Source organism: Amycolatopsis sp. lyj-109 (assembly GCF_046548995.1).
GTDB lineage: Bacteria > Actinomycetota > Actinomycetes > Mycobacteriales > Pseudonocardiaceae > Amycolatopsis.
This window is the reverse complement of sequence record NZ_JAJPWR010000026.1, coordinates 101513-124002: the sequence shown is the minus strand read 5'-3', so window position 1 is coordinate 124002 and position 22490 is coordinate 101513. Positions and strand designations below refer to the sequence as shown.

The 22490-nt window shown below is 70.2% G+C and carries 21 protein-coding genes; 9 read left to right on the top strand and 12 right to left on the bottom strand.

The annotated features are described in order from the left end of the window. Positions 1-141: 141 nt before the first annotated feature. Genes ACLJQF_RS39905 through groL form a run of 4 tightly spaced genes read left to right on the top strand, consistent with a single transcriptional unit; the run spans position 142 to position 4589 of the window. A complete protein-coding gene (locus ACLJQF_RS39905; protein ID WP_410615478.1) occupies positions 142-1176 on the top strand; it encodes an amidohydrolase family protein in 1035 nt (344 codons plus the stop codon). After that, complete coding sequence (locus tag ACLJQF_RS39900; RefSeq protein WP_410615477.1) at positions 1173-1865, top strand: metal-sulfur cluster assembly factor; 693 nt, start codon at positions 1173-1175, stop codon at positions 1863-1865. The genes ACLJQF_RS39905 and ACLJQF_RS39900 overlap by 4 nt, the downstream gene beginning before the upstream one ends. Then, positions 1862-2887, top strand: coding sequence for an NAD(P)-dependent alcohol dehydrogenase (locus ACLJQF_RS39895; RefSeq protein ID WP_410615476.1), 1026 nt, complete (start codon positions 1862-1864; stop codon positions 2885-2887). Before ACLJQF_RS39900 ends, ACLJQF_RS39895 begins: the two co-directional genes overlap by 4 nt. A gap of 10 nt (positions 2888-2897) precedes the next feature. Beyond that, a complete protein-coding gene (groL, locus tag ACLJQF_RS39890; protein ID WP_410615475.1) occupies positions 2898-4589 on the top strand; it encodes a chaperonin GroEL in 1692 nt (563 codons plus the stop codon). A gap of 70 nt (positions 4590-4659) precedes the next feature. Here groL and ACLJQF_RS39885 read toward each other — a convergent pair whose 3' ends face one another. Further along, entirely contained in the window at positions 4660-5259 is a 600-nt protein-coding gene (locus ACLJQF_RS39885) for a hypothetical protein (protein ID WP_410615474.1), read from the bottom strand. A gap of 80 nt (positions 5260-5339) precedes the next feature. Here ACLJQF_RS39885 and ACLJQF_RS39880 point away from each other — a divergent pair, with 80 nt between their 5' ends. After that, entirely contained in the window at positions 5340-6029 is a 690-nt protein-coding gene (locus tag ACLJQF_RS39880) for a GNAT family N-acetyltransferase (RefSeq protein WP_410615473.1), read from the top strand. Beyond that, complete coding sequence (locus ACLJQF_RS39875; RefSeq protein WP_410615488.1) at positions 5971-6492, top strand: TetR family transcriptional regulator C-terminal domain-containing protein; 522 nt, start codon at positions 5971-5973, stop codon at positions 6490-6492. The genes ACLJQF_RS39880 and ACLJQF_RS39875 overlap by 59 nt, the downstream gene beginning before the upstream one ends. Positions 6493-6759: 267 nt before the next feature. On the opposite strand, the gene ACLJQF_RS39870 is transcribed toward ACLJQF_RS39875, so the two are convergent. Genes ACLJQF_RS39870 through ACLJQF_RS39850 form a run of 5 tightly spaced genes read right to left on the bottom strand, consistent with a single transcriptional unit; the run spans position 6760 to position 10853 of the window. Then, positions 6760-7890 (bottom strand): epoxide hydrolase family protein, encoded by a 1131-nt coding sequence (locus ACLJQF_RS39870; RefSeq protein WP_410615472.1) that lies wholly within the window; start codon positions 7888-7890, stop codon positions 6760-6762. Positions 7891-7911: 21 nt separating this feature from the next. Next, a complete protein-coding gene (locus ACLJQF_RS39865; protein ID WP_410615487.1) occupies positions 7912-8538 on the bottom strand; it encodes an RNA polymerase sigma factor in 627 nt (208 codons plus the stop codon). A 41-nt stretch (positions 8539-8579) separates the two neighbouring features. After that, positions 8580-9362, bottom strand: coding sequence for an SDR family NAD(P)-dependent oxidoreductase (locus ACLJQF_RS39860; protein ID WP_410615471.1), 783 nt, complete (start codon positions 9360-9362; stop codon positions 8580-8582). A 22-nt stretch (positions 9363-9384) separates the two neighbouring features. Continuing rightward, on the bottom strand, positions 9385-10368 hold the full coding sequence (locus ACLJQF_RS39855; protein ID WP_410615470.1) for a glutathione S-transferase family protein: 984 nt from the start codon (positions 10366-10368) through the stop codon (positions 9385-9387). An 8-nt stretch (positions 10369-10376) separates the two neighbouring features. Further along, a complete protein-coding gene (locus ACLJQF_RS39850; protein WP_410615469.1) occupies positions 10377-10853 on the bottom strand; it encodes a MarR family winged helix-turn-helix transcriptional regulator in 477 nt (158 codons plus the stop codon). Between the two features lie 107 nt (positions 10854-10960). On the opposite strand from ACLJQF_RS39850, the gene ACLJQF_RS39845 reads away from it, so the two are divergent. After that, the gene (locus tag ACLJQF_RS39845; protein WP_410615468.1) at positions 10961-11518 is read left to right on the top strand and encodes a YceI family protein; all 558 of its coding nucleotides are present in this window, start codon (positions 10961-10963) and stop codon (positions 11516-11518) included. Positions 11519-11540: 22 nt separating this feature from the next. On the opposite strand, the gene ACLJQF_RS39840 is transcribed toward ACLJQF_RS39845, so the two are convergent. After that, a complete protein-coding gene (locus tag ACLJQF_RS39840) occupies positions 11541-11951 on the bottom strand; it encodes a TetR/AcrR family transcriptional regulator (RefSeq protein WP_410615486.1) in 411 nt (136 codons plus the stop codon). Between the two features lie 56 nt (positions 11952-12007). Here ACLJQF_RS39840 and ACLJQF_RS39835 point away from each other — a divergent pair, with 56 nt between their 5' ends. After that, positions 12008-12946 carry a pentapeptide repeat-containing protein gene (locus ACLJQF_RS39835; RefSeq protein WP_410615467.1) on the top strand — a complete coding sequence of 313 codons (939 nt, stop codon included), beginning with the start codon at positions 12008-12010 and terminating at the stop codon, positions 12944-12946. On the opposite strand, the gene ACLJQF_RS39830 is transcribed toward ACLJQF_RS39835, so the two are convergent. From ACLJQF_RS39830 to ACLJQF_RS39810, 5 genes are all read right to left on the bottom strand, one after another. Continuing rightward, positions 12933-14936, bottom strand: coding sequence for a TIM-barrel domain-containing protein (locus ACLJQF_RS39830; protein ID WP_410615466.1), 2004 nt, complete (start codon positions 14934-14936; stop codon positions 12933-12935). The two genes, ACLJQF_RS39835 and ACLJQF_RS39830, sit on opposite strands and share 14 nt — an antisense overlap. Before the next feature lie 20 nt (positions 14937-14956). Next, the gene (locus tag ACLJQF_RS39825; RefSeq protein ID WP_410615465.1) at positions 14957-15772 is read right to left on the bottom strand and encodes a carbohydrate ABC transporter permease; all 816 of its coding nucleotides are present in this window, start codon (positions 15770-15772) and stop codon (positions 14957-14959) included. Positions 15773-15952: 180 nt separating this feature from the next. Continuing rightward, a complete protein-coding gene (locus ACLJQF_RS39820; RefSeq protein WP_410615464.1) occupies positions 15953-16891 on the bottom strand; it encodes a carbohydrate ABC transporter permease in 939 nt (312 codons plus the stop codon). After that, positions 16888-18132 (bottom strand): extracellular solute-binding protein, encoded by a 1245-nt coding sequence (locus tag ACLJQF_RS39815; RefSeq protein WP_410615463.1) that lies wholly within the window; start codon positions 18130-18132, stop codon positions 16888-16890. Before ACLJQF_RS39815 ends, ACLJQF_RS39820 begins: the two co-directional genes overlap by 4 nt. A gap of 38 nt (positions 18133-18170) precedes the next feature. Continuing rightward, positions 18171-19178, bottom strand: a complete 1008-nt coding sequence (locus ACLJQF_RS39810; RefSeq protein ID WP_410615462.1) for a LacI family DNA-binding transcriptional regulator — start codon at positions 19176-19178, stop codon at positions 18171-18173. Positions 19179-19525: 347 nt separating this feature from the next. Here ACLJQF_RS39810 and ACLJQF_RS39805 point away from each other — a divergent pair, with 347 nt between their 5' ends. Beyond that, positions 19526-22453, top strand: a complete 2928-nt coding sequence (locus ACLJQF_RS39805) for a glycoside hydrolase family 3 C-terminal domain-containing protein (protein ID WP_410615461.1) — start codon at positions 19526-19528, stop codon at positions 22451-22453. Positions 22454-22490: the final 37 nt, after the last annotated feature.

The following is a 22490-nucleotide window of genomic DNA, read 5'->3' as shown; positions in this document are numbered from 1 at the left end:
ACGACCTGCTGCCTAAGAAGCCCAACCGCCCCCGTTAACCAGTCTGCCGCGGCTTGTCGTGAGTGTTAATTAGGGTTAGAACCCTAATTACCACTCACGACAACCGGCACCGAGCACTCGATCCGCTCAGGAGGATCAACCATGTACGAAAAAGACGGCGAAAAGTATTTCGTGGTGGACGCCCACACCCACTTCTGGGACGCAAGCCCGGACAACTGGGTGAAGGGGCAGGAGGAATACGCCAAGGGCTGGATCGAGTGCTTCCACGCCTACCAGGGGCTCGGCCCGAAGGAGACGCACTGGCCGCTCGACCGGTTCCAGAAGTACTCCGAGGAACTGATGATGCACGACCTTTTCGAAGTCGGGCACGTCGACACGGCCATCTTCCAGCCGACCAACTTGCGGCAGTGGTACAAGAACGGCTTCAACACCACCGAAGCCGACGCGGCGCTGGCCGAGAAGCACCCCGGCAGGTTCCTCGTCAACACCACCTTCGACCCGCGCGAAGGCGACGCCGGGATGAAGGCCTTCGAGGAGCGCGTGAAGCGGTACGGCTGCAAGGGCGTCAAGCTCTACACGGCCGAGTGGTACGGCGACTCCCGCGGCTGGAGCCTGAAAGACCCCGAAGCGGCGAAGTACCTGGCGAAGTGCGAAGAGCTCGGCGTCACCAACGTCCACATCCACAAGGGACCGACGATCTGGCCCCTGGACAAGGACGCCTTCGACGTGTCCGATGTGGACCAGGTGGCGACGAGCTTCCAGGGCCTCGACTTCATCGTCGAGCACGTCGGTCTGCCGCGCATCGAGGATTTCTGCTTCATGGCCACCCAGGAGCGGAACGTCTACGCCGGGCTCGCCGTCGTCGTCGGCGGCCTGATGCACGCCCGCCCGAAGTTCTTCGCCAAGGTCATGGGCGAGCTGATGTTCTGGCTCGGCGAGGACAAGCTGATCTTCGGCGCGGACTACGCGATCTGGGAACCGAAGTGGCAGGTCGAGGGCTTCGTCGACTGGAACATGCCGGCCGACGACGAGCTGTCGGACTTCCCGCCGCTGACCGTCGACCAGAAGAAGAAGATCCTCGGGCTGAACGCCGCCCGGCTGTACGACATCGACGTGCCCGCCGAGCTGCAGATCAAGACGGAGTCCGTGGAGCCCGTCGGCGTGCCGAACTCATGACCACGCTGGTGACCGGGACTCGCGCCGCCGTGTGGGCGGCGCTGGGCACCGTCCGGGATCCGGAACTGGACGAACCCCTCACCGACCTCGGGTTCGTGGCCCGCTGCGAGGTGAGCGACGCGGGCCACGCCGTCGTCCGGCTGCGGCTGCCGACGTACTTCTGCGCGCCGAACTTCGCGTTCCTGATGGTGGCGGACGCCTACGACGCCGTGGCCGGCGTGCCGGGCCTGACCGGGCTCGACGTCCGGCTCGACGACCACTTCGCCTCCGACGTCATCAACCGCGGGGTGGCGGCCCGGCAGGGGTTCGTCGCGTCGTTCGAGGGCGAGGCCGTCGACGAGCTCGACACACTGCGGTACGACTTCGTCCGCAAGGCCGTCCTGGCCGGCACCGACCGCGTCTGCCGGTCACTCGGCGGCCGCGACCCGCGGGCGCTCAGCCTCGGCGACGTCCCACCGAGCCCGGACCTCGACCGGCTGCGGGCCCGCCGCCGCGAGCTCGGCCTGCCCGCCGAGGACGGCGACCCGCTGCTGCTGGACCCGGCTACCGGTACGACTCCGGTCGACGCGAAGCGCCACCTGGCCTTCGCGCGGCTCACCCGCACGAGCATGGAGGCCAATTCGGGGGTGTGCCGCGGCATGCTGCGCGCGCGGTACTCGCTCGACGCAGAAGAGGAGGGCACGGGATGAAGGCCGTGCGGCTGCAGAAGTACCACCAGCACCCGGTGATCGAGGACGTCCCGGAGCCGCGCGCCACCGGGCCCTTCGACGTCGTGGTCAAGATCGGCGGCGCCGGCGTCTGCCGCACCGACCTGCACATCATCGAGGAGCAGTGGGCCGAGAAGTCCGGCGTCGAACTTCCCTACACGATCGGCCACGAGAACGCGGGCTGGGTGCACGAGGTCGGCCCGGCGGTGACGAACGTCGAGGTCGGCGACACGGTCATCCTGCACCCGACGCCGACGTGCGGGCTGTGCCGCGCCTGCCGCGCGGGCGACGACATGCACTGTCCGAACGGGAGCTTCCCGGGCATCAGCAGCGACGGCGGGATGGCGGAGTACCTGCTGACGTCGGCGCGGGCGTGCATCAAGCTCGACCCGTCGACCCAGCCGTCCGACGTGGCCGCTCTGGCGGACGCGGGCATCACCGCCTACCACGCGGTGCGCAAGGCCGTCCCGCACCTGTACCCGGGCACCACCTGCGTCGTCAACGGCGCCGGCGGTCTCGGGCACATCGGCATCCAGTCGCTTCGCGCGTTGACGGCCGCTCGCGTGATCGTGGTCGACCGCAACGCCGACGCGCTGGAGCTGGCGTCGACCTTGGGCGCCGACGAGACCGTGCTGGCCGACGGCAAGCAGGTCGACGCCGTGCTCGACCTGACCGGCGGCAACGGCGCGGAGGTCGTGCTCGACTTCGTCGCCGAGCAGGGCGCCCAGCAGGACGCCTTCGCGATGACGCGGCGCGCCGGGTCGCACTTCGTCATCGGCTACGGCTCGAACATCGAGATCCCGACGATCGACATCATCTCGACCGAGCGCAACATCATCGGCAATCTCGTGGGCACCTACAACGACCTCGCCGAACTGATGGTGCTGGCCCAGGCCGGGAAGGTCACGCTCCACACGAAGAAGTACCCGCTGGACTCGGCGCTCGACGCACTGGCCGACCTCGATGCCGGGCGCGTGCGCGGCCGCGCGATCCTCACCCCCTAGGAGCAGGCAGATGGCGAAGGAACTGCGGTTCGGCCCGGACGCCCGCGACCTGCTGCTGGCGGGCGTCGACAAGCTCGCCGAAGCGGTCAAGTCCACGCTCGGTCCCAAGGGCCGCAACGTGATCATCGAGAAGATCACCGGCTCGCCGGTGGTCACCAACGACGGCGTCACCATCGCGCGCGAGATCCACCTGAAGAACCAGTTCGAGAACATGGGCGCGCAGCTGGTCAAGGAAGCGGCGATCAAGACCAACGACGTCGTCGGCGACGGCACCACCACGGCCACCGTGCTCGCCCAGGCGATCGTCCGCGAAGGCATGCGGGCCATCTCGGCGGGCGGCAACCCGGTGCTGGTCAAGCGCGGTGTCGACCACGCCGTCGGCCTGCTGGTGGCGTACCTGGAGAAGCAGGCCCACCCGGTGGTGTCCGAACAGGACTACGCGCGGGTGGCGGCCATCTCGGCCAACGACGACGACGCCGTCGGCGCGGTCATCGCCAAGGCCCTGCACACCGTCGGCGACGGCGGCGTGGTGACGGTCGAGGAGTCGCCGTCGATCGGGATGAGCGTCGAGTTCGTCGAAGGGTTCGAGTTCGACAACGGCTACCTTTCGCCGTACCTGGTCACCGACCCGGGCCGGCTGGAGGCGGTGCTCGACGACCCGTACATCCTGATGTGCGCGGAGAAGATCACCAAGGTGCAGCAGCTGATGCCGCTGCTGGACAAGGTGATGCGGGCACCCCGGCCGTTGGTGGTGATCGGCGAGACGGTCGAGGGCACGGCGCTGTCCATGCTGGTGCACAACCACATGAACGGCACCTTCCAGTCGGTCGCCGTGCGCGCGCCCGGCTTCGGCGACCGGCGGCTGCACAAGCTGGAGGACCTCGCGGCCATCGTCGGCGGCGCGGTGCTCTCGCGGCAGTCCGGCTTCACGATGGAGACGATGACGCTGGAGCACCTCGGCCGGGCCAAGCAGGTCCGGGTGACCGAGAACCGCACCACGATCGTCGGCGGCGCGGGTTCGCCGGAGGCGGTGGACTTCCGGGTCGGGCAGCTGCGCGCGGAGCTGGAGCGCGCGCAGTTCGGCGTCGACGAGGACGTCCTGACCGAACGGATCGGGGCCCTGACCGGCAAGGTCGCGGTCGTCCGCGTCGGCGCGGCGACGCCGGCCGAGCTGAAGGAGCTGCAGCACCGGGTCGAGGACGCGTTGTCGGCGACCCGGGCGGCGATGGCCGAGGGCATCGTGGCCGGCGGGGGAGCGGCGCTCCTGCACGCCGAGAAGGCCCTGGAAGGCCTCGGGCTCGAAGGCGACCAGGCGATCGGGGTCGAGATCGTCCGGCGTGCCTTGGCCGAACCGGCGTTCCTGATCGCGCACAACGCGGGCCACCCGGCCCACGAGATCGTCGCGCGGACCCGGGAGCTGGGTTCCGACGAGGGCTTCGACGCCCTGCACGACCGCTACGGGGACATGATCGCCCTCGGCGTGGTCGACCCGCTGCGGGTGTGCCGGTCCGCCGTGCAGAACGGTGCTTCGGTGGCGGGCCTGCTGCTCACGACGAACTCGCTGATCGCCGAGGAACAGACCCCGTGGGGCGGCAGCGCGGCCCTGATGACCGAGTTCGGGCCGCTGGACGAGGGCCTGCACCAGCCCTCGCCCGACGCCAGCACCCCGCAGTCCCTCGGGATGGGCCCCTCCGTCGGCTGAGGTTTTCCGGCCCGCGGAGTGCGGAGGTCTCCCCGCCGGTGTCCTGAGCACCGGCGGGGAGACCTCCGGCTCAGGGAGCGAGCCCGTGGCGGGCCAGTTCGTGCCCGGCGAGCTGCTCGATGACGTCCCGGTCGCGCTCCCGCCAGCCGGTGGCGACCTCGCCCGCGGACGCCAGGCGGTGCAGCGGCTGGGTCACCAGGGCCCGGAGCGCGAGCAGGTCCAGGCCTTCGTCGCCGAGCGCCCGCAGCCGCGCGGCGGCCGTGGCCCGGCGGGTGAAGTGCCAGCGCAGCGGCAACCACGTCACCACGAGCGTCAGCACCGGCAGCGCGATGATGATCGCCGCCAGCCACCAGGCCAGGTTTTCGACGGCTTCGATCTGCCAGCGGCCCGCGTCGGTCAGCTTGATCCCGACGTCCGAACCACCGTGCAGGGCCTTGGCCAGGGCGTCCCCGACGAGCGGGATCCCGTCGGCGGAGTTCGCGGCCGAGTCGAAGGTGCCGCGCAGGCCGGTGCCGGCGTCGACGAGTCCGTCCCCGGGGGCGCGCAGCTTCATGACTTGGTCGTACACCGAGGTCCCCAGCCACACCGCGAGCACGACGAGCAGCACGGCCAGGAGGTCGCTGACGAGCTGGGCGGTACGGCGGATCGGCCGTTCGGCGTAGAGCAGCATCGGGGACGCCTTTCGCGGTGGGGGAGCGCGGCCACGGCAACCTACCCGCGTGCCGCCGGGGCGAACCGCCACGGTGGACTATGACGACGGTCATGGCGTTTTTCGCGTCGCTGTGTTCTCATGGGACTATGACCACTGTCATAGAGGTCGCGGACCGCGAGTGTGTCGCCGCTTTGGTCGCGGCCTGCTCCCCGGACAGCCTCCGGCGCCGGTTCATGATGGGCGGACCCGCCCGGCCGGCCGACGTTTTCCAGCGCTATCAGCGGTTCCTGCTCGCCGGGCCGCCATCCGGTGTCGCACTGCTGGCTTGGCGTGGCGGCACTCCGGTAGGGCTGCTCAACTTCGTCTCGGAGACACCGGGGGAGGCGGAGATCGGGATCCTGGTCGCCGACGCGTGGCAGCGGCAGGGGATCGGTCGCGCGCTGAGCCGGTGGCTGTGGGCGTCCGGGCGTTGGCCGGGCTGGACCGTGCGCGCCACCGTGCAGGCCGGGAACACCGGCGCCGAGGCCCTGCTGCTCGGCCAGGGTTTCCGGCCGGTGCCGTCCTACGAGCGCGGCGAACGCGACTTCGCGCTGGTCGTGCCGGACTGGGCTACCATGACGGACGTCATGAAGGAGGCAGCCGATGACCAGGACACCGCGCGAGCGGATGGTGCTCAGCGCCGCGCAGCTGGTGCGGATCCACGGTGTCGGGGCGACCGGAATGCGGGACGTGGTCGCCCACGCCGAAGCGCCGCGGGGGTCCCTGCAGCACTACTTCCCGGGCGGTAAGGACCAGCTGATCGCCGAAGCCGTCACCTGGGCCGGCGACTACGCCGCCCGGCGCGTGGCACGCGTCGCGGCGAAGCTCGAGGACCCGACGCCGGGGAAGCTGTTCGCGGCCATGGCCGCCCAGTGGACCGACGAGTTCGCGACGGCCGGCTTCGACGCGGGCTGCCCGCTGGTGGCGACGGTCGCCGATACGGTGGCCACCAGCGACAGCCTGCGCGACGCGGTGGGCAAGGCGTTCGACGGCTGGCAGCGTCCGGTCGCGGAGACTCTCGAGCAGCTGGGCGTGCCCCCGGCCCGCAGCGCGTCGCTGGCGGTCCTGATGCTGAGCGCACTGGAGGGCGCGATCGTCCTGGCGCGGGCGCACCGGGACGTCGCCCCGATCGAGACGGTGGTCGCGGAGCTGCGGCCGCTGCTCGACGGCGCCGTCGGCACCCGCCGCCGTCGAGCCTCCACTGTGGACTAGTACTGCAGGGACACTTGTGCGCGCGACCTGGCAAACCCGGCCGGCCGGTCTGCCGCGGCTGTCGTGAGCGGTAAGGCGCGTTAGGCCCAACGGCCAACTCACCAACCGCAGCGGCCAACTCACCAACCGCAGCGGCCAACTCACCCGCGTGTCCGGCGAGTTGGCCGTTCCGGTGCGTGAGTTGGCTGCTGCGAGCGGTGAGTTGGCCGTTCCTGTCTCGGCGGTACCAGCCACCACTGCACGCCGACCAAAGAACTGTCCCTGTAGCTAGAGGTCGCGGAAGAACGCCCGGATGTCGTCGACCAGCACGTCCGGCGCCTGCAGGGAAGCGAAGTGCCCGCCGGTGCCGTACTCCGACCAGCGGGTGACGGTGTTCGAGAGCGCGGCCAGACCGCGGATCGCGTGGTCGCCGCGGAAGTTCGCGACGGCGGTCGGGACACCGGAGGGTGCGGGCCGTTCACCCCAGCCGTCCTGGCCTGCCTCGAGGTAGAGGCGCGCGGCCGAGCCGGCGGTGCCGGTGAGCCAGAAGATCGTCACGTTCGTCAGGATCGCGTCCCGGCTCACCGGGGTTTGCTTCGTGGTGGTGGGGTCCCAATCGACGAACCACTCGAGGTTCCACGCGAGCTGCCCGGCGGGGGAGTCGTTGAGGGCGTAGGCGAGGGTCTGCGGGCGGGTGGCCATCTGGGTGGCGTAGCCGGAATGGGCGTACCACCAGGCCTCGTTCTCCTGTGCCCGCTTTCGGTCCTCTCCGGACAGTCGTTCGAGGTCGCCGGGCGCCGTCGGCACCCCCGCGTTGGCGACGGCGTTGACGTGCACGCCCAGCACCGCCTCCGGGGCGACCCGGCCGAGTTCGGGGGAGACGATGCTGCCGAAGTCACCGCCGTGGGCGCCGTAGCGTTCGTAGCCGAGCCGTTTCATCAGCTCGGCCCACGCCCGGGCGGTGCGGCGGGTGTTCCAGCCGCGTTCGCTGGTCGGGCCGGAGAAGGCGAACCCGGGAACGCTTGGTGCGACGACGTGGAAGGCGTCCTTCGGGTCGCCACCGTGGGCTTTCGGATCGGTGAGGGGGCCGAGGATCTCCAGGAAGTCGGCGATCGTGCTCGGCCAGCCGTGGGTGACGATCAGGGGTTTGGCGTCGGGTTCGGGGGAGCGTACGTGCAGGAAGTGGATGCGCTGGCCGTCGATGGTGGTGGTGAACTGGGGATGGGCGTTGAGCCGGGCTTCCTGGGCCCGCCAGTCGAAGCCGTCCTGCCAGTGGTCGACGAGGTCGGCGAGGTGGTCCTGGCTGACGCCGTAGTCCCAGCCGGCGTCGGGGAGTTCGCCGGGCCAGCGGGTTTTTGCCAGGCGGTCGTGCAGGTCGTCGAGGTCCGCCTGGGGGATGTCGATGTGGAAGGGATCCATGGGTTCGACGGTCTCGTGCATCTAGGACAGGAACGGTCCTGTTTTCCGGGAAGGCTCCGATCTGGTCGTGGTGCTCGGGCTGATGTTCGAGGTCTCGCCGGAACCGGTCAACCGGCTCGAGGAGCTGTCCGTGCGGTACGCGGTGGTGTCCGGCAACAGCTGGGAAACGGTGAGCGCACTCGCCGCCACCACGAACGCCGCCGCCACCGCGACAGCTCGCCTCCGGGTGGGGGTCCGTGACCGGTCTTCCTGCCTTCGCAGCTTCTCGAGTGCACGGTGCGCGGCAGCCTCGACCGCGTGCGGCGAAAGGGCGAGCGTTTCGGCGATGTCCACCGTGCCGAGGGCGAAGCCGTATCGCAGCACGAGGACCTCACGGTGCCGGCGGGGCAGCCCGTCGAGCGGCCGGTCCCGCCGCGCGCGCCGCCTCCGCGCCAGTCGCACCACGTGCGCGCGAAGCCGGCGGGCCACCTGGGCCTCGTCGGTCAAGGGAGCCCGGAAGCGGTGCAGCCGGACGAAGGCTTCTTGTACGACGTCCTCCGCGTCGTCCGCACCGAGGAGGCCGGCCAGCCGCGCCAGCTCACCGAAGTGCCGCTCGAACAGGGCCCGGAACACGGTTTCGCGCTCGGCTTTCGGCAGGTCCGCAGTCACAGCCAAGCCACGTCCGACCCGCCTCACCGGTTTAGTCCGGTCTAGGTGTGCGTGCCGCCGTCGATGCGGATCTCCGTGCCCGTGATGAACTTGCCGTCCTCCGAAGCCAGCATCGCCACCACGCCCGCCACCGTCTCCGGGCCCGCCACCGCGTTGCCGACCTCCGTCGTCTGGTCCGTCGGCAGGATCGGCAGCAGTCGCCCGAACAGAGAGAAGTCGATGTTCTGGGGGAGCCAGGCGGCCGCCGAGTCCGTGATGCCGCTCTTCACGCTGCCTGGGGCGATGCTGACCGCTCGCAGGCCCTGCTTGCCGTACTCCAGCGCCAGCGAGTGCGTGAACGCCTGGATCCCGCCCTTGCTCGCCGAGTACGCCGCCATGTACGGGTGGGCGAACGACGCCGACGTCGAACTGAAGTTCACCACCACCCCGTTTTCGGACGCCAGCAGCGCCGGCAGGGCCGCACGCGTCACCAGGAACGTGCCCGTCAGGTTCACCGCCAGCACCCGGTTCCACAGCTCCAGCGACGTCTCGTGCGTGTGCGACGCGAGCAGGATCCCGGCCGCGTTGACCAGCACGTCGAGGCCGCCCAGGACGTCGGCCGCCGACTTCACCCCGGCGGCCACCGAAGCTTCGTCGGCCACGTCCATGACGTACGTCGTCAGGCCGCCGAGGCGGGCGGCTTCCTGGGTGCCCTGCAGACCCTCTTCGGAGACGTCGGTGCCGATGACCTGGGCACCCTCCTCCATCAGGCGGAGCGTGGTGGCCCGGCCGATGCCGGAACCGGCGCCGGTGACCAGGACCCGGCGATCGCGCAAGCGTTCCATGGTGATCACCGTAGTCAAGAACTCAGAGCGCGGGCACCCTCTCGCCGGCGGGCGGCGGGCCCGGCGGGGTGCCGTCGCCGAACGGGCGGCCGCCCAGTTCCTCGCGACCGTGCGGGGTCAGCCAGCCCGTCAGGTCCGGGCCCAGCGGCACGATCCCGGTCGGGTTCACGTTCTTGTGCACCACGTAGTAGTGCTCCTTGATCTGGGCGAAGTCGATCGTGTCGCCGAACCCCGGCGTCTGGAACAGGTCGCGCGTGTACGCCCACAGCACCGGCAGTTCGGCCAGCTTCTGGCGGTTGCACTTGAAATGACCGTGGTACACCGCGTCGAACCGCACCAGGGTGGTGAACAGCCGGATGTCGGCCTCGGTGATCGTGTCGCCCACCAGGTAGCGCTGGTCCGCCAGCCGCTCCGACAACCAGTCCAGCCGGGCGAACAGCTTCCGGTAGGAGTGCTCGTACGCCTCCTGGGACCGGGCGAACCCGCACTGGTATACCGCGTTGTTCACGTCGGTGAACACCTTCTGCGCGACGTCGTCGATCTCGTCCCGCAGCTTCTCCGGGTACAGCTCCGGCGCGCCGGACCGGTGGTAGGCCGTCCACTCCGTCGACATGTCCAGCGTCATCTGCGCGAAGTCGTTGGTGACGACCTGCCCGCTCGGGACGTCGACGAACGCCGGGACCGTGATGCCGCGCGGGTAGTCCGGGTCGCGCTTGAAGAACGCCTCCTGCAGGCGCTCGATGCCGAGGACCGGGTCCCGGCCGTCCGGGTCCAGGTCGAAGCTCCAGCTGCGCTCGTCGTGGACCGGGCCCGCGATCCCCATCGAAAGGACCGGCTCGAGACCGAGCAGCCGCCGCACGATCACCGCGCGGTTCGCCCACGGGCACGCCCGCGCCACCACCAGCCGGTAGCGGTCCGGCTCGACCGGCCAGCCGTCGCGGCCGTCGGCGGTGATGCGGTCCGGGAGGTAGTTCAGGTCCCGCTTGTACTCGCCCTTGTCGGTCATCGGCGTCCTCAGCAGTCGTCGGTCGGGGGAGCGGTGTCCAGCGCCGCGGCCAGCCGGGCCAGCACCGGCCCGGCGGTGCGGATGTCCTCGGCGCTCAGGTGGTCGAACACCGAAGCCCGCACGCGGGCGAGGTGGCCCGGGTAGGCCGCCTCCAGTCTGGCCAATCCGGCGTCGGTCAGCACGGCGTTGGACGCGCGGCCGTCCTCCGCGCAGCGCCGCTTCTCGACCAGGCCGCGGCGGGTCAGGTCGTCGACGACGCGGCTGATCCGGCTCAGCGACAGCCCGGTGGTCGCGGCCAGCGCCGAGATGCGGAGCAGGTGGTCCGGTGCTTCGGATAGGGCGACCAGCACGCCGTAGTCGGTGATCGCGAGGCCCGTCTCGGGCAGGAACTGGTCCTCGAGCGCGCGCGGAAGCGCCGTCATGATGCGCATCAGCGGCCGCCAGAAGGCGGCTTCGTCGAGGTCGAGATCGGACAGATCACCCATGCGGGCCACTCTACAGAAAGCTTGCTTGCGCAACCAGTAAAAGTGAGTACAGTGTCGTTGAACCCTCAATCACCGGGGGGCGCCACTACGAGGAGAGAAGTACAGCGATGACCAGCGCGACCACCTACCCCCAGCTGACCGGCGAATACACCCTCGACCCTTCGCACTCGCGGATCGGGTTCGTCGCCCGGCACGCCATGGTGACCAAGGTGCGTGGCAGCTTCAACGAGTTCACCGGCTCCGCCACCATCGACGGCGACGCGCCGGAGAAGTCGTCGGCCCAGGTCACCATCCAGGCCCACAGCATCGACACCCGCAACGCCGACCGCGACGGGCACCTCAAGGGCAACGACTTCCTGTCGATGGACGAGTACCCGCAGATCACCTTCACCTCGACCGAGATCAAGCAGACCGGCGAGACCAGCTTCGACGTGACCGGCGACCTGACGATCAAGGACGTCACCCGCTCGGTGACCATTCCGTTCGAGTTCGAGGGCTCCGCGAAGGACCCGTTCGGCAACGACCGGATCGGCTTCGAGGGCTCCACCACGATCAGCCGCAAGGACTACGGCGTCACCTGGAACGCCGCGCTCGAGACCGGCGGCGTGCTGGTGAGCGACAAGGTCACGCTGGAGTTCGAGATCTCCGCGATCAAGTCCGCCTGATCGGAGGGAGCGGGAACCGGGCTCACCGGTTCCCGCTCGCCCGCAGGTTCCCGATACCGACGTCGAGGGCCGCTTCCCGGTGGTCGATGCGGCCGGTCGAGAGCATCACCACCACGCCGCCCTGGATGCCGGCCAGCAGGGCGGCCGCCGCTCGTCCGGCGTCCAGGTCCGCGCCGACCTCGCCGTCCCGCTGCAGGTGGCGGATGCCCGCCTCGATCTCGTCCTGCCAGCGGCGCAGCAGCTCGGTCACCACGGCCTGCGCGCCCGGCAGCTCTTCCTTGCCGTCCGGGAAGTAGTGGAAGAGCTGGCTGTTGCTCGTCCCCGTCCGCGACCGGACGTCGTCGAGCGTCGTGACGGCGACGCCGCGCTCGCGGATCTCCGCCGCGGCGCCCTCGACGATCCGCTGGCGCGTTGCCGCGCTCTTCGGGGTCAGCTTTGGACTCGCAGGTCCACTTTAAATCGCTGGCCACTGCCGGGAGAATTCCGGGTATGTCCACCGTCACGCCGTTCGCCGTCTTGGCCGTGATCGGTGCCGTGTCCGGCGCGGTCACGGCCTGGCTGCTGCTCCGCCGCGACCGGCCCGCCGAGGTGCTGGTCCCGTCGGCGCCGCCGGAGTGCGTGGACGAGGAAGTCGAACGGCAGCTGATGGCCGACGAGTTCGACGTGCGGCTGGCGGGAATGCTCGAATTCGCCGACCTCGCGGACCGCGATCCCGCGTTGCGCCAGGAGTTCGTCGACCAATTCTTCGTCCAGCTGGGTTACGGGTGGCCCCAGTCCGCGGACTGGCAGGCGAAGCTCTGGCCGGTGCTGCTGCGGCGGCTGCGACGCGGGTCACCGCAGTTCTGGCCGGGGATGGACCTCCACCCGAAGCCGATGGTGCTCCACGACATGGACCTGCGGGGCTGCGAGGTCCGCGACGCGCGCTTCCACGCCGTGCGGTTCGTCGGCGATGCCCGCTTCGGCCAGGCGGCCTTCACGGGCCTGGTGAGTTTCGAAGGTTCGTGCTTCGCCCGCCACGCCTTCTTCGGCGGCGTCCGGTTCGGGACGGGCGCCGACTTCGAAAAGGTGACCTTCACCGGGACGGCCGACTTCGCCGGTGCCGCTGCCGGCGGCCCGGTGTGGTTCGACGGCGCCCGGTTCTCGGCCCGCACGGACTTCACCGCGGCGAGCTTCGGCGACGAGGTCTCCTTCGAGGCGACCGGGTTCGGCGGCCGCACGCTCTTCTCCGGCAGCCGGTTCGCCGCCGGCGCGCTCTTCACCCGGGCGCGCTTCAGCGGCCCCGCCGACTTCACGGCCGCGACGGCGGACGGCTTCGACTTCACCGGGGCCCGGGTCCGGACGGACGCTCGCGTCGTCCGGACCTGGCCGCCGGGCTGGGCGCCCGGCGAGCCCGAGCCTCAGCGGTGGGCCGGGCTCACTCGGGCCTGATCGGCAGGTCCGCCCCGTCGCGGAGGAACACCGGGATCCGGTCCGCCGGCGCCGGCGCTTCGACCCGGTCGCCGCCGTCGTGCCGGGTCCCGGTCGCTGCGTCCGTCCACGTCGCTCCCGCGGGCAGGTACACCTGCCGGCTGGTGACGCCCGGCTCGAGCACCGGCGCCACCAGCACGTCCGGCCCGAGCAGGAACTGGTCGTCCACGTCCCAGGCCACCGGGTCCGCCGGGAAGTCGACGAACACCGGCCGCATCGGGGGGATGCCCTGCTCGTGGGCCACCCGCATCTGGTCCATCAGGTACGGCCGCAGCCGCTCGCGCAACCGCAGGGACGCCGTGATCGATTCGTACGCGGGTTCGCCGAACGACCAGACCTCGTTGGGGCCGCCGGTCATCTCCGGCCCGAACGCCGGGCGCGGGTCGCGGAAGCCGTGCAGGCGGAACAGGGGGCAGAACACGCCGTACTGGAACCAGCGCACCATCAGCTCGCGATACTCCGGCGAGTCCGGATCGCCGCCGTGGAAGCCGCCGATGTCCGTCGTCCACCAGGGGATGCCCGCCAAGGCCACGTTCAGCCCGGCCCGCACCTGCGCGCGCAGCGACGCCCACGTCGCCCCGACGTCACCCGACCAGAGCGCCGCCCCGAACCGCTGGCTGCCCGCCCAGGCCGAGCGGGACAGCAGCACCACCTCGTCGTCGCCCTCGGCGCGGATGCCGTCGTGGAACGTCTGCGCGTTCGCCTGCGGGTAGAGGTTGAACACCTCCGCGCCCGGGCCGGCGTGGAAGCCCAGGTTGTGCGGGTGGCCGGGCTGGATCTCCGGCTCGTCGCCGTCCAGCCACCACGCGCGCACGCCCAGGTCGTAGTAGTTCTCCTTGACCTTGCTCCAGACGAACCGCCGGGCTTCCGGGTTGGTCGCGTCGTAGAACGCCACCGGCATCTCGACGCCGAAGCCCTTGTCCTTCCACGGCGCGTGCGCCGGGACGCCGCTCTCGGCGGCCACCAGCAGCCCCTGCTCGTGCAGCTCCTGGTAGTTCTCGGAAAGCGGGTTCACCGACGGCCACACCGAGACCATGAGCTTGACGCCGAGTCCGGCGAGCTCGCGCACCATGCCGGCCGGGTCGGGCCACTCGGCCGGGTCGAACTTGAAGTCGCCGAGGTGCGTCCAGTGGAAGAAGTCCGCCACGATCACCGACAGCGGCAACCCGCGTTCGTGGTACTCCCGGGCGACGGAAAGAAGCTCTTCCTGCGTCCGGTAGCGCAGCTTCGACTGCCAGAACCCGGCCGCCCACTCCGGCAGCATCGGCGCGTGCCCGGTCGCGTCGGCGTAGTGGCCGAGGATCTGGCGCGGGCCGTCGCCGGTGGTGATCCAGTAGTCGAGCTGGCGGGCGTCGTCGGCGACCCAGCGGGTGCCGTTGGCGGCCAGCTCGACCCGGCCGACGGCCGGGCTGTTCCACAGGAACCCGTAGCCGCGGCTGGACAGCAGGAACGGCACCGACACCTCGGCGTTGCGCTGCACCAGGTCGAGCACGAGGCCCTTCTGGTCGAGCCGGCCGTGCGTGTGCTGCCCGAGCCCGTAGAGCCGCTCGTCGTCGTAGGCGCTGAAACGCTGTTCCAGCCGGCCGTAGCCGTTGCGCGAGGGCATGAACAGCCGCGCGCCGGGCCACCAGAAGTGCGCACGCTGCTCGGAGAGGAGCTCCTCGCCGGTGTCCGTGCGGACGAACTTGAGCTGCGCGTCGATCCCGGTGTCGGTGTCGGCGATCTCGACGATGGCGGTGAGCGCGCCGTTGACGACCCGGCCGGTCCGCCCCTCGACCGAGGCGGTGGCGGCGGACGGCTTCGCGGGCAGCAGCGCACCGGGGACGTCGTCGAGGATGCGGTGCTGTCCGGCGCGCACGCGCAGGCTGCCGTCGCCCCACGGCTCGATGCGCAGCACCTCGTGCCGCACGCGGACTTCGAGCGAGCGGCCGTCTTCGGTCGTGACGATCACGAGGTCTCCTTGGAAGAAATTCAGTCTTTGACGGCGCCGCTGGTCAGCCCGGCGACGACGTAGCGCTGGGCGACGACCAGCAGGACGGCCGCGGGGATCGCGGCGAGGACGGCGGTGGCCATGATCCCGTTCCAGTCGGCGGACTGGTTGCCGACGAACCGGTAGATGCCCACGGTGATGGGCTCGAACGACTGCCCGGTGGTCAGGGTGACGGCGAACAGGAAGTCCGCCCAGGCGAACAGGAACGAGAACAGCCCGGCGGTGACCAGCGCGTTGCGGCTGACCGGCAGGATGATCGAGCGGAACGTGCGCCAGTACCCCGCACCGTCCACCCGGGACGCTTCGGTGAGCTCCTTCGGCACGGAGATCATGAACGCCCGCAGCAGCAGGATGGCGAACGGGATGGTCGCGGTGGAGTCGGCGAGCACCAGCCCGAGGTAGTTGTCGATCAGGCCGAGGTTGCTGAACACGGTGTAGAGCGCGTTGGCCATCACGATGCCCGGGATCATCTGCACGATGAGCAGCACGAACACCAGGCTTGCGCCGCCGCGCACCTTCAGCTGGGCCAGCGCGTACGACGCGGGGGCCGCCACCAGCAGCGACACCAGCACCGTGCCGAGCGCGACGACGACGCTGGAGAGCAGGTTGGGTCCCTGCGTCGAGATGGCCTTGCGGTAGCCGTCCAGCGTGCCGCCGACGGGGAAGAACGCCGGGTCCGGGCGCAGCAGTGCGCCGCTGGGCTGCAGGGAGGCGTTGACCATCCAGTACAGCGGGAACAGCAGCACCGCGACGATCAGCACGCCGAGCACGGTCCGCGGCCATTTCGCCGTTTTCATGCCGCCTCCTTTTCGGACGCGGCAAACCGCGGCAGTGTCTTCGCGTCGGCAGGCATGGTGTCTGATGATTCGGACCTGCAAGCAGTCCTCATGCCGCCTCCTTTTCGGACGCGGCAAGCCGCGGCAGTGTCTTCGCGTCGGCAGGCATGGTGTCTGATGATTCGGACCTGCAAGCAGTCCTCATGCCGCCTCCGCCAGGGTCGCCTTCGCCGAACGCAGGTACAGCAGCCCGAAGAGCGTGGCCACCACGATGAGGACGTTGCCGACCGCGGCGCCCTGCCCGAACGCGAAGTCCTGGAAGGACAGCCGGTACGACCACGTGGTCAGCGTCTGGGTCGCGTTGGCCGGCCCGCCGCCGGTGACGACCATGATCACGTCGAACACCTTGATCGTGTAGACCAGCCCGAGCATGAGCACGATCCCGGTGACCGGCCGCAGCAGCGGCCAGGTGACGTGCCGGAACCGCTGCCACGCCCCGGCGCCGTCCAGGGCCGCGGCTTCGTAGAGCGACGCCGGGATCGCGCGCAGCCCGCCGTGCAGGATCACCAGGTTGAACGGGATGCCGACCCAGATGTTGGTGAGGATCACCGCCGGCAGCGCCCAGCTCGTGCTGCTCAGCCACGGCACCGCGTCGAAGCCCAGGAACCGCAGGCCCGCGTTGAGCACGCCGTGGTCCTGGTCGAACATCCAGCGCCAGATCGCACCGCTGACCACCAGCGGCAGCAGCCACGGCAGCAGGAGCAGCGACCGCAGCAGCGCGCTGCCGAGGAACCGGCCGTTGAAGAACACCGCGAGCGCCAGCCCGATGCCGAACTGGAAGACGAGCGATCCGGCCGTGAACAGCACGGTGTTGAGCGCCGCCGTCGAGAACAGCGGGTTGGTCAGCACGGCGGAGTAGTTCGCGATGCCGACGAAGGGCGCTTCGCCGGTGTAGAACGACTTCACCGTGTAGTTCTGCGTGCTCATCACCAGGTTCGCGACCAGCGGGTAGCCGAAGAACACGATGATGTAGGCCAGGGCCGGCAGCAGGAACGCCCACGCGGCGAACCGGTTGTCCCGGCGGGACTTCCGGTCCGCGTGCGGCGGCGCCGAGACCGTCGGGGCGGCGGCGACCGTCACGAGCCGCTCGCCTGCTGGGCGGCCTTGAGGGCTTGGTCGATCGGCGTCTTGCCGGTCAGTGCCGCCTGGACCGCGTCGGCCAGCGCCTGCGAGACCTTCGGGTACTTCTCGCCGAGCTCGGCGGTGCGGGAGCGGGCGGTGCCGACCTCGTCGACGAACGCCTGCATCGCCGGCTGGTCCTTGCCGAACTTCTCCGCCACGGCCGTCTTCGAGGGGATGTAGGCGTGCGCCTTGCTCCACTCGACCATCGTCGGCTCGGACAGGATGCAGGAGAGCACCTTGCCGGCGGCCTGCTGGGCGGGCCCGCTGGTCACCGGCACGGTGCCGACCTCGCCGCCGAGGGCGACCACCGGCTTGCCGCCGGCCTGCGGCACCGGGATCGGCACGACCCCGTAGTGCAGCGACTTCTGCTCGTCGAGCCGGGCGATGTTCCACGAGCCGTTGATCATCATCGCCGCGTTGCCGCCGACGAACTGGTCGGCGACGTCGTTCTGGTTCCAGGTCACCACGGACTTCGACGCCGAACCCGAGTTCACCAGGTCGGTGACGTACTGCAACGCCTGCGCCGACTTCGGCGAGTCCAATTGGGACAGTTCGGCACCGTTGCTCCAGAAGAACGGGAGGAACTGCCAGGTGCCCTCTTCCGACGGGATGGCCGAGAAGGCCAGGCCGTACTTGCCGTCCTTGGTCAGCTTCGCCGCGGCGGCCTTCAGCTCGTCCCACGTCTTCGGCGGCTCGACGCCCGCGGCCTGCAGCAGGTCCTTGTTGTAGATCAGGGCGAGGCCGTTGACTCCGGGAGCGACGCCGTAGAGCTTGTCCTGGTAGGTCCCGGCCTTGACGATGCTCGGGTAGAAGCCGTCGGTGGTGATGCCGTAGTCGGTCAGCGGGGTCAGCGCGCCGGTGGCGGCGACCTGCTGCAGCGTGGGGTTGTCGGTGAAGAGCAGGTTCGGCAGGGTCTTCGAGCTGGCACTCTGCAGGACCTTCGGCAGCATCTGGTTGGTCGGCACCTTCTGGCGCTCGATCTTGATCCCGGTCTGCGCGGCGCAGGTGTCGAGGATCTTCTGCCAGGCGGCGGACCCCTGCTCGTCGGCGTAGTAGTCGAGTTCGGTGATCGAGGTGGCGGCCGGGGCGTCGGAGCCTCCGGGCGCGGCCGGGGCCGTCGGGCTGGGGCTGCAGGCAGCCAGCAGCGCGGCACTCGTGGCGCTCGCGGTCAGGACGAGGGCGCGACGGACTACGGGCATGATGATTCTCCTTCGGCGGCGGAGCAGAACCGGGGGGACTAGGCGCGCGGCGCGGCGGTGCTGTCGCGCCGGGTGAGGCGGGGCCCGAGCAGCCGGACCTCCGGGGTGGAGTGGCCGGCGAGCCGGCGCATGGTCATTTCGACGGCCTGGGTGCCGACCTCCTCGGCCGGGATGGCCACGTTGGTCAGCGAGACGACGTGCTGCTCGGCCATGCTGTCCGGGCACACGGCGATGACCGAGATGTCCTCGGGCACCCGCAGGCCGCGGTGGCGCAGGTCCGACAGCAGCCCGGGCAGCACGGCCTCGTTGTGCACGACCAGGCCGGTCAGGCCGGGATCGGCGGCGAGCAGCTCGTCGAGACAGGCGCTCACCGCCTCGTAGGAGTGGGCGCACGCGTGGGAGGCCGCGCGCACGTCCCGGGTCTTCGTGGCTTCGTCGAACCCGCGCAGGAACCGCGTCGCGTAGCTCGTCCCGCGCCGGTAGACGGCCGGGGACGGGCCGATCAGCGCGATCGAGCGGTGCCCCAGCTCGGCCAGGTGCGCGACGCACGCCGAGGCCGCCGCGGTGAAGTCGAGGTCGACGCAGCTCAGCCCGGCCGGGTGGTCGGGCACGCCGATGAGCACCACGGGCAGGTCGAGCGCCAGCAGCATCGGCACCCGCGGGTCGGCGGTTTCGATGTCCATCACCATCAGCGCGTCGGCGATGGCCGAGGACGCCACCCGCTGCAGCGCGGCGGGTCCCTCGTCCTTGGTGAGCAGCAGCAGGTCGTGGTCGTGCGCGCGGGCCGCGGTGACGGCCGAGGCGACGAACTCCATCACGACGGCGACGTTGAGGTCCGTGCGCAGCGGCACGACCAGCGCGAGCACGTTGGTCTTGCTGCTGGCCAGCGCCCGCGCCCCGGCGTGCGGGTGGTAGCCGAGCTTGCGGATGCTGTCCTCGACCAGCCGCCGGGTCTTCGGCGAGATCGAGCGTTTGCCGCTGATCACGTACGACACCGTGCTGGGCGCGACCCCGGCCGCATTGGCGACGTCGTTGATCGTGACCACGGGCGGCCTCCTGAGGGCGGGGAGGAGAAGGGACTGTCGAAGCGCATCGACGATGGCACGAAGGTAAGTGACACCCGCCCGAAACACAAGCATCATTCGCCGTTTGCCGGTATTCGACGAGTATTCGACAACGGGCGCCTCCGTCGAAATGATCGAAAGTCCCTGTTGAACGTTCTTTTTGCTGTTCAGGGCCGCTAGGGCGGCGTCTGGCCGTGACCTCTGGGAGCGTTCCCAGTGACTCTTGACCTGTTGCTCACCCGGCTGTAATAGTCGTCGGGTTCCCCGCCGTTCGACGCGAATGTTCCGCGCCACGCCGTCGAAACGATTCGACGATTCGGAGGCCGTCCGTGCGCTTGTCCCTCTTCCGCCGTGCCCTCGTCCCGGCGGTGGCCGCGACCCTGCTGCTGGCTTCGTCGCCGGCACTCGCGGCGCCGCCACCACCCTTCCGCGATCCGTCGCTGCCCCTGGCGACGCGGATCGACGACCTGCTGTCCCGGTTGACGGCGGACGAGAAGATCTCGCTGCTGCACCAGTACCAACCGGCCATCCCGCGGCTCGGCATCGGGATCTTCAAGACCGGCACCGAAGCCCTGCACGGCGTCGCCTGGTCGACCGACTACGACAACAAAGGTGCCGTCGTCAAAGCCGACGGCACGGTGTTCCCGCAGGCCATCGGCCTGGCCAGCACCTGGGACCCGGCGCTGGTGAAGCAGGTGGGCGCGGCTGTCGGGCAGGAGGCGCGCGGCTTCAACGCCCGCAACCCGACGCTCTGGGGCCTCAACCTGTGGGCCCCGGTGGTGAACCTGCTGCGCGACCCGCGGTGGGGCCGCAACGAAGAGGGCTACTCCGAGGACCCCTACCTGACCGGCGAGTTCGCGACCGCCTACGGCCACGGCATGCAGGGTGACGACCCGCGGTACCTGCAGGCCGCGCCGACGCTGAAGCACTTCCTCGCCTACAACAACGAGGTCAACCGCGACACCACCAGCTCCTCGGTGCCGCCGAAGATCCTGCACGACTACGACGAGCAGGCGTTCAAGATCCCGCTGCAGGCGGGCGCGGCCAACGCCGTGATGCCGTCGTACAACCTGGTCAACGGGCGGCCCAACCACGTGAGCCCGGACCTCGACGGCGCGCTGCGGAAGTGGGCGCCGCAGGACATCGCCGTGGTCAGCGACGCCGGCGCGCCGTCCAACCTGGTCAACTCCGAGAAGTACTACCCCACCAAGGCCGAAGGCGACGCGGCGGCGATCAAGGCGGGGCTCGACAGCTTCACCGACAACGACACCGACGGCTCGATCACCGCCGCCGCGGTCAAGGAGGCGCTGGCCAAGGGCTTCCTGACCATGGCCGACGTCGAAAACGCCGACCGGCACCTGCTTTCGCTGCGGTTCCGGCTCGGTGAGTTCGACCCGCCGGGGCGCAACCCGTACGCGAAGATCACCCCGGCGGTCATCGGCTCGCCCGAGCACCAGGCACTGGCGCGCAAAGCCGCCGACGCGCAGATGGTGCTGCTGCGCAACAACGGCGGCGCGCTGCCGCTGAACGCCGCGAAGAACACGAAGATCGCGGTCGTCGGCCCGCTCTCGAACACGCTGTACGAAGACTGGTACGCCGGTGCGATGCAGTACAAGGTCACCCCGGTGCAGGGCATCAAGGAGCGGCTCGGCTCGGCGGGCACGGTCGCGTCGTCCGAAGGCGTCGACCGGATCGCGCTGAAGGACCTCGCCACCGGCCGGTATCTGACGGCACCGAGCACCACCGGCAAGGTGACCGCGGGTGGGACCGTCGCGGGCACCGCCGAATCCTTCGACGTCTACGACTGGGGCGCGGGCAAGAACACGCTGCGCGCGGCCGCGAACGGCAAGTTCCTCAGCTACTCCGGCGGCGCGCTGGTGAACGACGTCGACCAGCCGGCCGGCTGGTTCGTGCAGCAGCAGCTGAAGCTCGACGCCCAGCCCGACGGCAGCTACGTGCTCGAGTACGCGGGCAACGAGGTGAACGAGCCGTGGTTCGGCCCGAACAAGTTCGCCGTCGTCGGCGCCGACGGGGTACTGACGATCTCCTCCCCGGACGCCGCGCACGCCACCAGGTTCGGCCGTGACGTGCTGACCAGCGGCGTCGGCAGCGCGGTCGCCGCCGCCAAGGACGCGGACACCGCCGTGGTCGTGGTCGGCAGCATGCCGTTCATCAACGGCCGCGAGGCCAACGACCGCACGAGCACCGAGCTCGCCCCGGCGCAGCGCGCGCTGATCGAGGCGGTGCAGAAGGCGAACCCGCACACGATCGTCGTGGTGGAGAACAGCTACCCGACGACCGGCTGGGACACCCTGTCGGTGCCCGGCATCCTGTGGACCAGCCACGCCGGTCAGGAGACCGGGCACGCCGTCGCCGACGTGCTCTTCGGCGACCAGGATCCGGGCGGGCGGCTGACGCAGACCTGGTACGCCTCCGACGCCGGGCTGCCGAGCATCCTGGACTACGACATCGCCAAGACCGGGATGACCTACCAGTACTACCGCGGGAAGCCGCTGTTCCCGTTCGGCTACGGGCTGAGCTACACCAGTTTCCGCTACGACAACATCCGCACGGTCCAGTCCGGTGGGAAGGTCCGGGTGAGCGTCGACGTGACGAACACCGGCGCCCGCGCCGGCAGCGACGTCGTCCAGCTCTACTCGAAGAACTCCGGCGTGCAGCGGTTGCGGGACTTCTCGAAGGTGACCTTGGCGCCGAAGCAGACCCGCACGCTGCGGTTCGAGGTGCCGGTGGCGGACCTGGCATCCTGGGACGTCTCGCGGGGCCGGTCCGTGGTGGCGGCGGGGGTCTACGAGTTCTCGGTGGGCCGCAACGCTTCCGAACTGTCGGCGCCGCAGCCGGTCTACGTGCCGGGGGAGCGCGCCCTGCCGCGTGACCTGAGCCGTCCGACCCAGGCCCAGAACTTCGACGACTACTCCGGCACGACCTTGACGGACACGTCGAAGGTTTCGGGCACCTCGGTCGCGGGCGTGGCCGGGAGCTGGGTGGCGTACCGCAACGTGGCGTTGAACGGCCCGGCGTCGTTCTCGGCCTCGGTGTCCGCGACGGCGTCGACGCGGATCACGGTCCGGCTCGACTCACCGACCGGTCGCGTGCTGGGCACGGTCCCGGTCTCCTCGACCGGCGACCGGTACGCCTACGCGACGGTGACCGCGGCCCTGGCGAAGGTCACCGGCCGCCACGACGTCTACCTGACGTTCGACGGCCCGGTGAACCTGGCGACGTTCTCGCTGCGGTGAGGAGGTCTGCCGCAGCTTGTCGTGAGTGGTAATTCGG